Annotated in this window: 12 protein-coding genes; all 12 read left to right on the plus strand. The window is 37.1% G+C overall.

Translation table 11 applies throughout. From position 1 onward, the window contains the following. Positions 1–5: 5 nt before the first annotated feature. Positions 6–1,031 (plus strand): polysaccharide lyase family 7 protein, encoded by a 1,026-nt coding sequence (locus tag ACFSQJ_RS17360; protein WP_377768188.1) that lies wholly within the window; start codon positions 6–8, stop codon positions 1,029–1,031. Between the two features lie 23 nt (positions 1,032–1,054). After that, positions 1,055–2,152 (plus strand): polysaccharide lyase family 7 protein, encoded by a 1,098-nt coding sequence (locus tag ACFSQJ_RS17365; RefSeq protein ID WP_377768189.1) that lies wholly within the window; start codon positions 1,055–1,057, stop codon positions 2,150–2,152. Positions 2,153–2,225: 73 nt separating this feature from the next. Beyond that, complete coding sequence (locus ACFSQJ_RS17370) at positions 2,226–4,475, plus strand: alginate lyase family protein (RefSeq protein WP_377768190.1); 2,250 nt, start codon at positions 2,226–2,228, stop codon at positions 4,473–4,475. Positions 4,476–4,486: 11 nt separating this feature from the next. After that, positions 4,487–4,858, plus strand: a complete 372-nt coding sequence (locus ACFSQJ_RS17375; protein ID WP_377768191.1) for a cupin domain-containing protein — start codon at positions 4,487–4,489, stop codon at positions 4,856–4,858. A gap of 516 nt (positions 4,859–5,374) precedes the next feature. Beyond that, entirely contained in the window at positions 5,375–6,928 is a 1,554-nt protein-coding gene (locus ACFSQJ_RS17380; protein ID WP_377768192.1) for a PKD domain-containing protein, read from the plus strand. Between the two features lie 163 nt (positions 6,929–7,091). Beyond that, positions 7,092–10,211 (plus strand): SusC/RagA family TonB-linked outer membrane protein, encoded by a 3,120-nt coding sequence (locus ACFSQJ_RS17385; RefSeq protein WP_377768193.1) that lies wholly within the window; start codon positions 7,092–7,094, stop codon positions 10,209–10,211. 19 nt (positions 10,212–10,230) lie between these two features. After that, on the plus strand, positions 10,231–11,664 hold the full coding sequence (locus ACFSQJ_RS17390; protein ID WP_377768194.1) for a RagB/SusD family nutrient uptake outer membrane protein: 1,434 nt from the start codon (positions 10,231–10,233) through the stop codon (positions 11,662–11,664). A 16-nt stretch (positions 11,665–11,680) separates the two neighbouring features. Continuing rightward, positions 11,681–12,688 carry a PKD domain-containing protein gene (locus ACFSQJ_RS17395; RefSeq protein ID WP_377768195.1) on the plus strand — a complete coding sequence of 336 codons (1,008 nt, stop codon included), beginning with the start codon at positions 11,681–11,683 and terminating at the stop codon, positions 12,686–12,688. Between the two features lie 22 nt (positions 12,689–12,710). Continuing rightward, positions 12,711–13,610: a polysaccharide lyase family 7 protein gene (locus tag ACFSQJ_RS17400; RefSeq protein WP_377768196.1), complete on the plus strand. Its 900-nt coding sequence runs from the start codon at positions 12,711–12,713 to the stop codon at positions 13,608–13,610. A gap of 10 nt (positions 13,611–13,620) precedes the next feature. Beyond that, on the plus strand, positions 13,621–14,565 hold the full coding sequence (locus ACFSQJ_RS17405; protein WP_377768197.1) for a polysaccharide lyase family 7 protein: 945 nt from the start codon (positions 13,621–13,623) through the stop codon (positions 14,563–14,565). 181 nt (positions 14,566–14,746) lie between these two features. Further along, positions 14,747–15,454 (plus strand): FadR/GntR family transcriptional regulator, encoded by a 708-nt coding sequence (locus ACFSQJ_RS17410; protein ID WP_377768198.1) that lies wholly within the window; start codon positions 14,747–14,749, stop codon positions 15,452–15,454. Between the two features lie 209 nt (positions 15,455–15,663). Then, positions 15,664–16,965, plus strand: a complete 1,302-nt coding sequence (locus ACFSQJ_RS17415) for an MFS transporter (RefSeq protein ID WP_377768199.1) — start codon at positions 15,664–15,666, stop codon at positions 16,963–16,965. Positions 16,966–16,991 lie beyond the last annotated feature (26 nt).

Below are 16,991 nucleotides of genomic sequence, written 5' to 3' on the forward strand. Positions count from 1 at the left end.
AAAATATGAAAAGTAGTTATTTAAAACCACTACTGTTAACGAGTTTATTTTTGATGATTTTTGGCTGTAAAGAAAAGGCCAAGCAGGTTCAAAAGGAGATTGTCAAAACCAAGGAATACCCTCATGACGTAATTCCGTTTATGGAGAACTGGAAAATTCTTTGCGGCGATGGAACGCGGTCTGAGGATTTGGTGGAATTTTCAAAAGAAGATTTTTTCTATGTAGAAAATGATGGTTTGACCGATTGGGTAGTTTATAAGACGCCCAATGCAGGAATAACATCAAGAACTTCAAGTAATACAAGAACAGAATTAGGGCAAAAAGAGCATTGGATTCCTGAAATAGGCGGAAAGTTAGCGGGCACTCTAAAAGTCATGCATGTATCGACCACTGGAGATGCTACCAAAGCCTCTTCCTTTTCAACTGTGATTGGTCAAATTCATAGTGATGAGGGGCATGAAAATGAACCCTTGAAAATCTACTACAAGAAATTTCCTGACCATGAAAAAGGGTCAATCTTCTGGAACTATGAAATCAATACGGAAGGAGATAATATCGGGCGATTTGATTATTCCACTGCGGTATGGGGGTATAATTTTTCTGATGTAGGTGCCAGTGCGAATGAATATCCTGAAGAACCAGAAAATGGTATTGCTTTGGGCGAAGAGTTCAGTTATGAGGTAAATGTTTACAAGGGTATTATGTATCTCACTTTTACTAGTGAAGGCCATGAAACAAAACACTTTATGAAAAGTTTGATAAAATCGGAATTTTCAACAAGGGAAAACATACCGGAACAAGTGCTAAAAGTTTACGCAAACAGAGAAAAAGGTGGTGGTGTAGAGCGTGATACTGCTTATGCCGGAGAGATTCAGTATTTTAAACAAGGCTGTTACAATCAAGCGAATGCCAAGTCGACCAATTCAGAAGTTTACGGTGGAGATATCACTAAACAATACGCAAATGGGAGTTATGCCGAAGTCTGGTTTAAAGAGGCCACTTTAGGGGCAGCTACACAACCGAATAAATAAATTCAAAAGGTACTATGGCTTTAATGCGTCAATATTCTCGTTTTCATATATTCACTTTTCTAGCGAGTACAGTACTGTTTTGTACCAACTGTGGAGATAAAAATAAAAAAGAAAATGCCGCTACTGCTTCAAAAATGAAAGCTGAGGTTATCAAGCCGAATGATGTCATACCGTTTTTTCAACATTGGAATTTAATTTTGGGTGATGGTTCTAATGCGGGGCCGGCCATGGACTATGTACATAAAGATTTCTTTTATACCACCAATGATAGCAAGAGTGATTGGGTAGTTTTTAAAACCCCAAATGGTGGAGATACGCATGGTACTTCTAATAATACGAGAACCGAATTGGCACAGTTAAAAAAATGGTATCCGAAAACCGCCAATGATAAATTATCAGCCACACTTAAAGTTATGAATGTGTCAGCGACCGGTGATGCTCGTGTCGCTTCAACCCATTCCGTAGTAGTCGGTCAGATTCACAGCGCGGATGGCCATGAGAACGAACCGCTTAAGATATTTTATAAAAAATTTCCAGGTCATGAAAAGGGTTCTGTCTTTTGGCATTATGAAATAAACACAAAGGGTGGTGACAATTCAGGGAGATGGGATTATTCTTCAGCCGTTTGGGGGCATGATTTCTCTGTTGTTGGAGCCGAAGCGAACTCCTATCCAGACGAGCCAGAAGACGGAATCGCATTGGGTGAAGAATTCAGTTATCAAATCGAGGTTACTGATGGTATGATGAACTTAACGTTTGCAAGTGAAGGTCATGACACCAAAACGTTTATCAAGAATTTAGTTAAATCAGAATATACCACGAGTGGTGATATGCCAGAGCAAACACGAAAATTATTTGCCCCTATTGGTCAAGATGGTGTAGAACGAGCAACTGCATATGCCAGCGAAGGTTTATTTTTTAAATTGGGTTGTTACAATCAAACCAATGGAAAATCTCCAGAAGAAAATCAAAATTGGTGTTCGGGTGCAGAAACGCATGGCGGTGACATACAAAAACAATATGCAGACGGCAATTACGCCGAAGTTTGGTTTAAAACCGCAAGTATTATCATAAGCAACGATGCCGTGTCTAACGAAGGATATTTCATTAAGAATGATTAAATCAGTTGATTGGAAAGTTGAGGTGTGTTTAGTTAATCTATCTTATAAGTCAATATGTAACGACTCTAATAAAATGAAAAAGAGGAAAACCAATATTTTTTTAGGGTGGCTTTTAACGGTGACATTATGTATATCTAATTCCGCACTTCATTCACAAGAACATCCTAAATTAATTCTCACCAAAGCTGGTGTGGAGAAAATCAGGGCTGAATTAGGTAAAGTGCCCTTATTTGACGAATCCTTAGAAGAACTTAAAAATGAAGTGGATGCCGAAATTGCATTGGGCATAGATACTCCTATTCCAAAAGATTATTCAGGTGGCTACACACACACTAGGCATAAAAAAAATTGGTTCGTACTTCAAAAAGCTGGGGTACTTTATCAGATTTTAGATGATGAAAAGTATGCGATTTATGTTCGCGATATGCTTTTGCAATATGCAGAGCTTTATCCTACGCTACCCGCGCATCCGAAAACACGTTCGTATGCCAGAGGAAAATTGTTTTGGCAATGCTTAAATGATTCCAATTGGTTGGTATATGCGAGTCAGGCCTATGATTGTATTTATGATTTTCTTTCTAAAAGGGAGCGTAAAAATTTAGAGAAAAATTTATTCAGACCCTTTGCAGATTGGATTTCCGTTGAGAATCCGCAATTCTATAACCGTGTGCACAACCATAGTACTTGGGGCAATGCGGCAGTGGGTATGATTGGCTTGTTAATGGGTGATGATGAACTCGTCGATAGAGCTTTGTATGGTTTAAAAAACGCACCTGTAAATACCGGTGAAAAAGATAATGACGGCGGATTTATTTATTCAGATGATGGCCGAGCAGGGTTTTTAGCGAATCTAGATGAACCCTTTTCGCCTGATGGATACTACACCGAAGGGCCTTATTACCAGCGCTATGCGATGTATCCTTTCTTGATTTTTGCCGAGGGTTTAGAAAATGTGAAACCGGAGTTGAAAATATTAGAATATAAAGATGGGGTTTTACTTAGAGCGGTGAATGCCCTTTTGAACTTGTCGGATGCAGATGGTGAATTCTTTCCACTTAACGATGGACAAAAAGGAATGTCTATTTATACTTCTTCCTTGGTCAGTGCAGTAGATATTGCTTATCGTTATGGCGGAAAAAATCCACAGTTATTAAGTATCGCACAAGAACAAGGTCAAGTACTTTTAGATGATTCCGGTCTGGATGTTGCCGTTGGTATTAGAGATGGTCTAGCGAAACCCTTTGAAAAAAAATCAATCAATTTATCCGACGGTCCTAAAGGAGAACAAGGTGGCGTTGGGATTTTGCGCTACGGTAACGAAGATTTGACTTTGGTATTTAAATATGCCGCACAGGGTTTAAGTCATGGGCATTATGACAAATTATCCTATTCTTTTTTTGAAAAGGGTGATGAAGTTTTGCAAGACTATGGTTTATCGAGATTCGTGAATATCGAACAAAAAGGCGGTGGTAATTACTTAAAGGAAAATAAGACATGGGCAAAACAGACTATCTCACATAATACCTTAGTTCAGAACGAGACTTCCCATTTTAAAGGGAAATATGAAATCGGCAGCAAGCACCACTCGCAATTATACTTTTTTGATGCTTCACAAAGCACAGTACAGGTAGTAAGTGCTAAAGAAAGCAATGCATATCCCGGTACTGAAATGCACCGTACCATGGCCTTGATAAAAGGAGATAGTTTTGAAAAGCCTTTTCTGTTGGATATTCTTAAAGTAACATCTGACAGTAAAAATCAATATGACCTGCCTTTTTATTTTATGGGACAAGTGATTCAAACTAACTTTGAGTATAATGCCCCAGAAACCATAGAGCCCTTAGGAAAAAAATACGGGTACCAACATTTATGGACTGAAGGGCAGGGCAAGGCCAGTGAAGATAACTCTAAGTTCAGCTGGATGAATGAACGTCGTTTTTACACCCTTACCACAACAACAACCGCTGCTGATGAAATGCGTTTTGTGCGAATAGGGGCGAACGACCCAGAGTTTAACCTCAGACGCGATGCTGGATTAATGCTCCGAAGAAAAGATACCCAGCATACCACTTTCGTGTCGGTACTAGAATCACATGGTAGTTATAGTCCTGTTTCAGAGTTCGCCGTGAATTCAAAAAGTAACATTGCATCTGTAAAAAAGGTACGTGACGATGAGAAGTATACGGCAATAGTCATCGAAGATATAAAAGGTGAGAAGTACGTATTTATTCTTTCAAATAAAGATGAAAGCAATTCTAGTAAACATAATTTAAACATAAATGGGAATGATTATTCGTGGTCAGGACCGTATTTTTTCAAATAAAATTAAATAGTATGAAACGATTTAGTGAAAAATATATCATCACAAAAGAAATGGAATGGGAAGAACTAGGAGGCGGAGTTTCTCGAAAGTTCTTAGGTTACGATAATCAAATAATGATGGTAAAAGTAAAGTTTGAAAAAGGAGCGCTGGGTTCTCCACATCAACATTTTCACACCCAGGCAACCTATTGTGTTTCGGGTAAATTTGAATTCGAAATTGATGGGGTTAAGCAAATTGTAGAAGCTGGTGATGGAGTTTACATTGAACCTAATTTATTGCACAGTGCAGTTTGTTTAGAAGAAGGAATGCTAATTGACACATTTAGCCCTGTAAGAGAAGATTTTTTAAGTGGTGGCGCTGTCTCTTATTTCGGAGACAAATAGTGCAGAAAAACAACTAGTTCAAAATCATTAGGATTGGGTCCATGTGGAGTGGCTCATTTTGTTTTGTCAAGAATTATTTTTTTTAAGTTAAACAAAACCACATAATTCCTAAAATTTTAACATTTAAATAAAGAAATCGTTTTTTATTAACGATTCAATAACATATATTTGGTAATCCAAACTGGTAAACCAATTTGGTTTACCAAACAAAAACACTAAAACTAAATTATTTATATGATAAAACCTTAAGCATAAAAAAAGGATAGGTGCACGCCTATCCTTTTCAAAAAGATTACTTCTTTCGGAGGGAAGTAAAATTCGACAAATACACATTAAATGCAAATTTGAAGAACTCAAAAGTAATGAAATTCCACGTAAAATTTGTCCATGAAATGTGATTAACTAAAGTCACTTGTTAATACTACTACTTTGTTAGGATAGCAATTTGAGCTTTTGTAATTGACTAAATGAGAATGAACTTAAAAACTAAACTAAAAGTTATAAAAGAACTTTATCATGAAAAACAAATTATTACTAAATAACCGATGGTCTTTCTGGATGCTTTTGTTGGGCATTGTATTCTTTTCTTGTGAGAATGAAGAAGAAGGTTTGCGCGCTGACCAAAGTCAAGATGATCCAGCCCCGCTTTCGGTGAACTTTACGACATCTTCCGTGTTTTTAGAAGTTTCGACAACTAATACTTCTGCTAATGGACGCGCTTACGCTTGGGATTTTGGAGTAGAAGATGCAGATGACGATACTTCAATTGAGTTTGAGCCCAGTTATACCTATGAAGCAGATGGTACTTATACTATTACACTAGTAGTAAAAGGTGAAGGAGGTCAAGAAGAAATTGTGACTCGAGAAGTAACTGTCGGAAGGGAGATGATTAATCCGTCTGCATCATTTACAAGTGAGATTGATTTCTTAGATGTAGCTTTCACCAATACTTCTGTTAATGGTGTTTCCTATGAATGGGATTTTGGAGATGGTGCAGGAACGTCAACAGAGGAAAACCCATCCTATTCTTATGCAGCAGGTGGTACATATACAGTTTCTTTAATAGCAACAAGTAGAACTGATGATACCGATACGGTAACTGAAATGATTACTGTTGAACCCAGACCTGTTGCTCCTGTAGCTGATTTTACTTTTGTTGCGACTAATTTAGATGTAGAATTTACAGATGCGTCTTTGGCCAATGATGGCAATATAACCGCATATGCTTGGGATTTTGGAGATGGAACAGGTACTTCGGCCCTTGCTGATCCTAGCTACAGCTATGGTGCAGCGGGCACCTATCAAGTTGCCCTAACAATTACCTTTGATGATGTATTGGGCGAGACTTCTTCTACCACTACGCAAAGTGTTTCTGTAACGGCTGACCCAGGGCTTCAAGCTACCTTTGCTGCCGCTTTGCAAAATGGTGACATGCAAACATATCCAACAGCAGAGCAGAATAATAACGACTTAGTTGATGCTTGGACTATAGATCCGGATAATACTTTTAATGATAACAGCGATACACCTTTTAATTTCTGGCGAAATGATGATTTAGAAGCTTTTGTCACAGCAATAGGCGGTACTGATAAGGCAAGTTCTTCAGGTACGGACGCGACTTCTGCAGGCGGAACTTCAGATAGATCTTATAAAATGGATAGTGCAGGTGAAAGGGCGTACCAACCATTTGAAGTAGAAACGGGTGTTCTTTATAGTATCTCTGCTTTTGTTAAGTCGGAAACCACGCCTGTAGGCAATGTAGAGGGTACTTTTTATATTTTATCAGATCAGCCATCAGATGAAACTGATTTGGCTTCGATAGCCTTAGCTACGGTACCAGTAACATCGAATGGAATTAATGAGTGGCAACAAATTTCATTTAGTTTCATAGCTGAATCAACTTTTAATTTCCCTCAAAGTAGAGTGGATGAAAGTATAGCTACAGGTGGAATATTGACCTCAGTTGACCAAGAGTTTGTGATACTTTATTTTGCTCCTACAAGTACTGTTACTGGTGATAATGAAGTGTTTTTAACAGATGTTGAAATAGAAACTCCAAGTTTAAATTAATTTGAATAGAAATTAAACCCGTCAACCCTAAGGTTGTCGGGTTCATAAAAGCTTAAAATTTAAGCGTTTAAACCATTTTATAATATCCAATAAACAAAATATTTTTCAACAAATACCAGTCCATGGTTTTTGTTATAAGTAGTTGAAAATTAATTCAAAACTCATGAATATAAAAAAGAGAATACTAATGATTGCTATTTTGCTGATAAATATTCAGCTAATAGCTCAAAACTTAACGGTTACAGGTACCGTTACTGATTCTGATGGGGTTCCTGTTCCAGGTGTAAATGTCGTCGTACTAAATACTACGCGTGGTGTTCAAACAGACTTTGATGGTAACTATTCCATTAGTGCGTCAAATAATGACGTCTTGCAGTTTTCCTACATAGGTTATGCCACCCAAACACAGATTGTAAATGGTCAGGCAACAATCAACATTACTTTGCAAGAAGATACAGAGCAATTGGATGAAGTTGTAGTTATTGGTTATGGTACGCAAAAAAAATCATTGCTTACCGGTGCAATATCTAAAGTTGTAAATGAAGATTTGGATCAGATTGCTGTTTCCAGAGTCGATGAAGCTTTAATAGGTCAGGTTTCTGGTGTGAATATTCGAAACTCGGAAGGTGAAGCCGGTTCTGCACCAACGATACGAATTCGAGGAGTTGGTTCGATAACTTCAAATAGCGGTCCTTTAGTGGTCGTTGATGGGGCTGTAGTCGATTCTGACTTTCTGACCAACCTCGACATGAACAATGTAGAGTCTTTTGAAGTGCTTAAAGATGCTGCTTCAGGAGCTATTTTTGGTTCGAGAGGTGCAAACGGTGTTATTCAAATTACAACAAAACAAGGTAAAGAAGGTAAAACTAGATTTACGTATAACACATTCACTGGTTTTAAGGAAGGTTATAAAAGTGATGCTTATGACATCGATTTTCAAGGAGAATTAGACAGAGAAATAGCTATTACGGGAGGACTTTCTCTAGGTAGCCAAATGCGTCAATTAATTAATGCCGAAAACAACTGGCAAGATATTATCATCAACGGTGGTACTATTTCCAGTCACAGTTTTGGAGCCAGAGGTGGTACTAAGAAGACTAAGTTTAATTTAAACTTTAGTTATGTAAGAGATGATGGTGTTCTTTTGACCGATAGTTTTGAGCGATATACGGCACAAGCAAAAATAAGCTCGCAAGTCACGGATAGGCTAAAATTAGGAGCCAGTTTCACCCCTTCTTTTTCTAAACGAAGAAGATTCAGTGCTACGGGTGTTTATGATGTTGTTCGTCAGCCTTCATGGGTGCCGGCACGTTTAGATGAGACCAATATCAATTTTGTAAATAGAGTTAGGGATGGTGGTAGATACGCTGATGCTCAAGTGGGCGATTACGTACTGCAAAGAATGTTTGATGATTTTCAATTTCCAGCGGGTGCTACCAGTATTTTTGACGCCAATGGTAACTTTATAGGAATTCCTGTTGGAAGCGGAACGGATGTAAGTAACACAAGTAATATTAACCCTTTAGCAAAGCTCTTAGAACGTGAACGTTTTGAGAATAGATATAAGTTTTATGGGAGTGTGTATGGGGATTATAAGCTTTCAGATGATTTTAGTTTTAAATCGACCCTTACGGCAACTTATGAGAATAGAATCAATACGGACTATCAGGGTATTAATGAATCAAGGAATGGTGCTGCTGGTGCAAACGCCTCATATGATACCAGAAGTCGTCTGGCCTTAATCAATGATAATATCTTAAGTTTTAATAAGACAATTGGTAAACATCAGATTAATGCAATTGTTGGTGCTACTTTTGAGCATAGAGATTTTGAAGAATCTCAGTTGGAAACATCAGGTTTTACTTCGGATTTAATACCAAACGTTGGTGGTGGTTCGATTATCAATGAAGGAACTGCATTTTTCTATGAAAACTTTTTGAACGGTTTCTTAGGTAGGGTTATTTATTCTTACGATGATAAATACCTGTTTAATGCTAGTATACGTCGTGATGGTAGTTCTATTTTTGGAGCTGATGTTAAGTATGGTAATTTTCCTGCTGTTTCCGCAGGTTGGGTAGCATCAAATGAAAATTTCTTAAAGAATAGCGATGTTGTTAATCAACTTAAGTTCCGCTTTAGTTATGGTGTTACGGGTACTAATGATTTAAATACCAGTTTTTTAACGGACAATTATCCGTCATTGGCATTATTAGAGACTTCGAGTGCAGTTGTTGATGGAACGGTAACAAGTGCGTTTAACCCAGCGAACCTACCAAATGAATTACTTCAATGGGAGCGTTCGGTGGAAATAAACCCAGGGGTTGACTTTGGCTTTTTTAATAATGTTATTTCTGGATCATTTGATTATTATAAAAGAACCAGTGATAAATTATTATTGAATAATCCCGTTGCAGGTACAACAGGGTTTACAAATGGACTTGTAAATCTTGGTGAAGTAGAGAATGAAGGAATCGAGTTCGAATTGAGAACAAGAATCTTAAACACCGAGAAAGTTAGATGGAGTGCTTCATTTATAGGTTCTTTTAACGAAAATACATTAACGGATTTAGCTGATTCTAACGGACAGGTCGTGAATACGGGTGATGGAAGTAGACAGGTTGAATGGATTAATTTAGAAGGACAGCCGATATCATCTTTTTATGGTTATGTGTTTGATCGGGATATTGCATTCGAAAACTTAAATGATCCCTTTAGACAAGTAGGTAATAGAACGCAGTTCGTATATGCAAAAGACTTGAATGGTGATGGAATAATTGATGATGACGACAAAACTATTCTTGGAGACCCTTTTCCTGATCTTGTTTGGAGTTTTGGTAACGACTTAAAAATTGGTGATTTAGATTTTAGTTTCTTATTTCAAGGAAGTCACGGGGCTAAGACCTATAATTTAGGTGATCAGTATGTTTTTGATTTCTTTAATAGTAACACGGTAGATTTTGATAGGGCTACTACACCTAACCAAGAATTATTGGTACAGCGAATTTTTACAAGTCAATTGGTTCAAAATGCCGGTTACTTAGCACTACGTACCGTAAGTTTAGGCTATAATTTCCCATCAAAAATCACCTCTAAATTAAATTTGTCTAGTTTAAGATTATACGCAACTGGTCAAAACCTAATGTTCATTACAGCCGCGGATTACACAGGTTGGAATCCGGAACATATTCGAAATTTACCTCTAGGTGTTCAAACTTTTGGTTATCAAAGAGGAGGTACACCAATTAACAGAACAATATCCTTTGGGCTAAATGTTGAATTTTAATAGATTAAAAACAAGACTTATGAAACAAATAAGAATATTTTCATTGTTAAGTTTGGCCATTTTAATAGGGTCATGTGACTTAAACCCGATTCCGGAGTCAGCAACTACGGTTGAAAACTTCTTCAATGATGATGATGAAATACTTTCAGGAATCATCAACATATATGATGGAATTCAAGGGAGCAATCCATTAGAAGGTGAAGGTGGTTTTAATAACCCATACTTATCTGTACAGGTGGAGTATCAGCTTGGTGAGACATTAAGTGATAATGGAAGAACCAAAAGTGGTTCACCTCAAGGTTTTGATTTTGAAACTTTTGATGTATTGCCGGAAACTTTAGCAGTAACCACATACTACCGCAGTATGTATAATGTCATTTTTAGAGCAAATCTAGTACTTGAAAATTTGGATAACGCTTCAACCGGAAACAGAAATGTCTTTGAGGCTGAAATTAGATTTTTAAGAGCTTATGCCTATTTCAATTTAGTTCGGTATTACGGAGATGTACCATTGGTAGATAGGGTAATAGGCCCAGAAGAAACTGAAATTGGTTTTACCAGAGTTGCTGAGAGTCAAATTTACGATTTGATTTTAGGTGATCTAGAATTTGCAGAGGCTAGTGAGTTGGATAATAGCAGTCGCACTAGAGCCTCTAAAGCCGCAGTACAAGTTTTACTAGCTAAGGTGTATATGACCTTGGGTACAAATTATTTGGCTGCACAGCGTTTATTGGAAGATGTTATAGATAGTGGCGATTACCAATTAGAAGATAGTCTTTTAGATGTTTTTTATAATGAAGATAACAACGAAACAATTTTTGCAATAGGTTATGATGATACCGTTGTTAATGATAGTCAAGGTTTTTCGGCTGAATTTTTAGATGCCGTTGGCCGTGGTACGGGATCAAATTATGCCACCTCAGAACTTGTTGCACTTTTCGACGTGATAGGTGGTAACAGAGGTCCGGTCTCTTTTAGAGAAGACCCGGGTAACCCTGGCTTGTTTCAGTGTGCAAAATATTTGCCAATCATCGATGAAGAAGTTGGAGTTACCTCTGCACCTGCGAACCCTAGAATTGCAGGTAACGATTTAATTGTAATACGATATGCAGATGTCTTATTGTTACATGTAGAGGCTATAATGGCTGGTGGTCAAGAAACCAGTGTTGCTGCCGCCCTAGCTTCTTTTCAGGCGGTTAGAAATAGAGCTGGACTTACCGATACCGTAACAAATATTACTAAGCAAGACTTAATGGATGAAAGACGCGTTGAACTAGCGTTTGAAAATCACCGTTTCTTAGATTTAAAACGCTTTGGAGTAGCACAAGAGGTGCTATCAGCATTTTCTGCGGCAAACAGTTTTAATTTTCAGGCAACAGATTTATTATTACCTATTCCTTCTGCTGAAATATCTATAAGTCAAGGATTATTGGTGCAAAACCCAGGATATTAAAAAATAAAATAGAGTTATGAAGACAATAAACTTAAAAAAAGGTATGATATCAAAAATTGGAATTGGCGCATTTGCGGTCATTACAATGGTATTTGCTGGTTGTGAATTTATAGAAGATTTGCCTGAGGCTAATTCTATTGATGATGAAACACCGCCTAGTGCATTTTTTACATTTTCTGCAGGTGTTGAAGTTGAAAATTTTAATGAGGTTCAATTTGCAAATCAATCGGATAATGCTACCGATTTTCTTTGGGACCTTGGAGATGGCACAACCTCGACTGATATAGACCCTGTAGTAATTTATCCAGGAGAGGGTGAGTTTACAGTAACACTTACTGTATCTGACGCTTTAGGCCAAACGGATGTTTATTCAGAGACATTTGAATTGATTGAGCCAGATGCTCCGGCAGTACCTGACCCGGTATTGTTAAATCCTGAGTTTGTAAGGTCGCCGAAATCTTCAGGTTCAGATTGTACTTGTTCTGGATGGATTAATACGGATGTAGGTGAACAAGGAGAATCAAGTAGTGGAAATGGTTCTGATGTTTTAAAATTTGATGATCGTGAACCAGACCATGTTTATCAAGAGTTTGCAGTTACACCAAACGCCGATTATAGAGTGGAAATACCGTATTTATTTCAATCGGATATTGCTACCGGTAATTTGCCAAGTTCGTTAGAGATTCGTGTGCTGGCCGGTGAGGGTTATGTTGATGGCTATACTCCTGCTTATTTTACTGATACTACTGAGATTCCGCAGTCTGGTTTTGGCTATACTTCTGTTGATCAGACTTTAATTGCAGATAACAACTTGGATATTCAAGTGGTCACTAATCCAGCAGACAGCGAATACAGAACCTTTACATTCATATTCAACTCTGGATCTAATGATAGCGTTGCTCTGTATATAAGAGGAATTGGAAATGCAGGTCCTGAAGATCCTGCCGATTTTGCCAGATATGGTTTTTCAAGCGGAGATGAAGAGATTAGAATTGATTCTGTAACTATTACTGCAGTTAATTAGGGATAAACCATAATTAAGCTTAATGAAATTTTTGGTAGTTTTTTGTTTTTTTATTCTAACCAGCGCTATTACATCAGCACAAAAATCTGATGATGATAGAACTGATGTACAATTTAGTGCAAAAAAGAAAAAGAATAAAAAAAAGAGGGTAAAGCTGCCAAAAATTGATTTAAGTCATTGGAAGGTAACGATTCCTGAAGGCAAAGGTAAGGGAGGGGCGATAAGTGTTTCACCACCTGAAATTCTTGATTATGCGAGTAATGAAGTTTTAAAACCATTTATGTATAATGATTCAGTTTCAGGAGCTTTGGTTTTTCATGCCTATCCAACAGATGCTACTACAGCGAACACCAAATATTCTAGGTCAGAGCTAAGAGAACAAATGGAGCCTGGTAATGATAAGGTTAATTGGACATTTTCTCAAGGTGGATATCTAAAGGCAAAAATGGCAATGGGCGAAGTTTCTAGGGCTAATGATGGAAAGTATCATAAGGTAATTATTGCTCAAATTCATGGGCGGTTAACAAATGAACAACGTGAACTGATCGGTCAAAAAGATAATAACGCTCCACCTATTTTAAAGATTTATTGGCAAAATGGAAAGATTCGAGTAAAGACAAAAGTTTTAAAGTATGCCGGTGTGGATCAAAAAGGCATTTTATTCAAGGAAGCTTGGACTGATGATAAAGGTAAAAACTTTGAACAAGAGGTTGGTTTTAGAAAATTTACAATAGAAGTAAAAGTTACCGATGGCAAAATGGTGGTCTCTTTAAATAAAAATGAATTTTTCGTTTATGATGATGTTAGTATTAGGCGCTGGGGAATATTTGAAAACTATTTTAAAGTAGGTAATTATTTTCAAACCAGAGATCAGGGTGCATATGCAAGAGTTAAGGTATTTGAGTTAAATGTTGAGCATTAAATTGTTGATAATGAGAACAACTAGAAACTTTAATTCATATGAGCTTATAAGTATAAAACTTCTCGTATTTGTTACCAGTTGTATTGTACTAAACTCATGTAGTAATGATGAAAAAGAAACTGTAGTTGAAGAAATAGAGGAAGCGGTTATTGTTGAAGAAGAGGCTGTGGTTGAAGATAGCCAATCATTTACTTTGCCAGAAATAGATTTAAATAATTGGAAGGTGACATTGCCGATTTCAAGCAATGGAAAACCAATTGAAGTCGAACCACCGGAAATCTTAGATTATGCTAACAATCAGGTTTTGAAACCATTTATGTACAATGATTCAATTAATGGAGCATTAGTTTTTTATACCTATCCAGATGCTACAACAACGAATTCGTCGTATTCGAGAACCGAGTTAAGGGAGCAAATGGAGCCTGGTAGTAATTCAACGAATTGGACTTTTGTAGAGGGTGGAACTATGAAAGGGACACTTTCTTTAGAAGAAATTTCGAAGGATAATGACGGCGATTATCACCGAACCATGATTATGCAAATTCACGGAAGGTTAACAAATGCACAACGTGATTTGATAGGTGAAAATGATAATAACGCGCCCCCGATGTTAAAAATTTATTGGCAAGATGGGGCTGTTAGAGTTTTGACAAAAGCCTTAAAAGATTTGAATGTTACGGGCATCGAAATACTGGAGACGAACTCTTGGGAAGATGGTGAAAGTTTTATTTTTCCTGAAAAAGTAAATTTTGAAAAATTTACGATTGAAATAAAAGCTTCGGAAGGAAGAATGGAAGTGATATTAAACGATAGTGATTCTAAAGTGTTTGATAGCGTTCATATAGAAAAATGGGGTGTTTTTGAAAACTATTTCAAGGCAGGAAATTATTTGCAAACAACAGATTCAGAGGGGTTTGCAATGGTTAAGTATTACGATTTAATAGTTGAGCATTAATAAGTATTTGAGTTAGTTTAGTTATGACATGGGCTGTTAAATTTTCAGTCATTGACAGCCTATGTAAACTACAAGAAAATTAATGTTTATATAATTGAAATCAATAACAAATAGTTGAAGTAATTTTCATAAATTTAACAAACCAATCTGGTTAACCAATTTGGTCAATTAAAAATTTACTATGAAAGTTGAGGTTTTAACCAACACTGAGAAACAAGATGTACAGCAAAGTATAATTGCTAAACTGCGTGATTTAATTGAGTATAAAAACTTAGAGCCCGGTGATAAATTACCATCGGAACGAATGCTTTCTGAAAAGTTTGGAGTTAGTAGAAGTAACATTCGGGAGGCTATTCAGAAATTGGAGTTTTATGGAATCTTATATTCCAAACCTCAAAGTGGAACATTTATAGCCGATATTGGGCGTGTTGCTATGAGCGGAATGATGGAGGATATCCTTGGATTGGAAGAGCCGGATTTTAAATCGTTGGTGGAGACAAGAATTCTTCTGGAGCTTAAAACCGTGCGGTTAGCTGCACTGAGAAGAACAGAAGAAGATTTAGAGGCATTGCAATCTGCACTGAATGCCTACAAAAAAAAGGTTCTGAATAAAGAAGATGCTTTAGAAGAAGATTTGTTATTTCATCTGGCTATTGCCAAAGCAAGTAAAAATAGCTCAATGAATACGTTTATGTTGATTATTACACCTGAGATTATCACAAATTTTGAAAAGTATCATGTCTGCGATTCAAACCAATCATTTAAGGGTATTCAAGAACATGAAGATATATTTATGGCCATAAAGGACCAAAATCCGAAAAGGGCTAAAGAAATGATGAAAGTTCATTTCAACGTATTATATCAGTATTGTTATCATACAAATAACTAAAATCGAATTTTGAAAGCAGAAAATGCACGATTCTGTTTTCAATTTATAGTACAAGGAGGGAGTAAAATTTGATGTATTAAATAAAGGCAATTTTTTGGGTTGGTCTTTGATATCCGATTTTACTTTATTGAATTTAATGGTAAATGTCTTAGAACAGGCTTAAATGACTTGTTTATTGGGTTTGCCAAATAGTAATTAGAACATGTATTATGAAAGTAAAAGGATTACGATGGTGGATTATTACGCTGATTGCTTTGGCTACGGTAATTAATTACATAGATAGACAAGCACTACCTGTCCTTTGGCCTGATATGGCGGAGGATTTATATCCCGATAAAACTACTGACGAACGTAAGGGTATTTATGCAATTATTTCTACCATTTTTATATTTTCTTATGCTTTTGGTCAAGCTATTTTCGGAAAGATTTTTGACAGGGTCGGAACAAGGATAGGGTTTACACTCTCTATAGGTTTTTGGTCAATTGCTACCGCATTACATGCTTTTGCAAAAGGGGTTGTCAGCCTCAGTATTTTTCGTTCCTTATTGGGAATTTCAGAAGCTGGAAACTGGCCAGGTGCCGCTAAGGGAAATGCGGAATGGTTCCCGACCAAGGAACGAGCATTCGCACAAGGTATTTTTAACTCTGGTGCGGCTATTGGAGGAATTATTGCCTTCCCAACAATAGGATTACTTTCGGTCTATTTCAGTTGGGGTTACATTTTTATTATAGTAGGCCTACTAGGCTTGCTATGGCTTATTCCATGGTGGATTTTAGTAAAATCGCCACCTTCAAAGCATCCGTGGATAACAGATGAGGAACGCCAATATATTTTAACGGGGCAACAGAACCAAGATATAGATGCTGATGGGGAATTTGACGAAGGATATAATCCAGATACTGGTAAAATGCTTTCCCATAAAGAAAGTTGGGGGGTAATTATAGCATCTGCCGCTATTGATCCCATTTGGTGGTTATTTATCTTTTGGATACCAATTTATCTGAATGAGGTTTATGGAATGGATGTAAAGGCAATTGGTTTTTATGCTTGGGTGCCTTATGTTGGAGCAATGCTCGGAGCATGGTTTGGAGGACTTTTGGCCCAAAATCGTATTAAAGTAGGTTGGACTGTTAACAAAACGCGTAAGTTGGTAATTACGCTTGGATGTTTGATTATGTTACCCACTTTGTTGGCGATGGCTAATCCAGGGGGACCTGAAACAGCTGTGGTATTAATGGCAGTTATATTATTTGGTTTCCAGACGGCTATTGGAAATGTACAGACTTTGCCTAGTGATTTTTTTGGAGGTAAATCGGTTGGTACCCTAGCAGGATTTGCCGGTATGGCTGCTAAGTTAGGAGCATTTGGGTTAACTGCATTGGTTCCATGGCTTACATCGGGAGGAAACTATACCCCAGCTTTCATTATCGGAGCGGCATTGGCAATAATCGCTATGACTAGTGTGTTGGTCTTATGTCCGAAGATTGAACCTTTAACAGACAAAAAATAAATATATAATACTTAACAATACACTTA

It is taken from the genome of Croceitalea marina (assembly GCF_042684265.1).
GTDB classification, from domain to species: Bacteria; Bacteroidota; Bacteroidia; order Flavobacteriales; family Flavobacteriaceae; genus Croceitalea; species Croceitalea marina.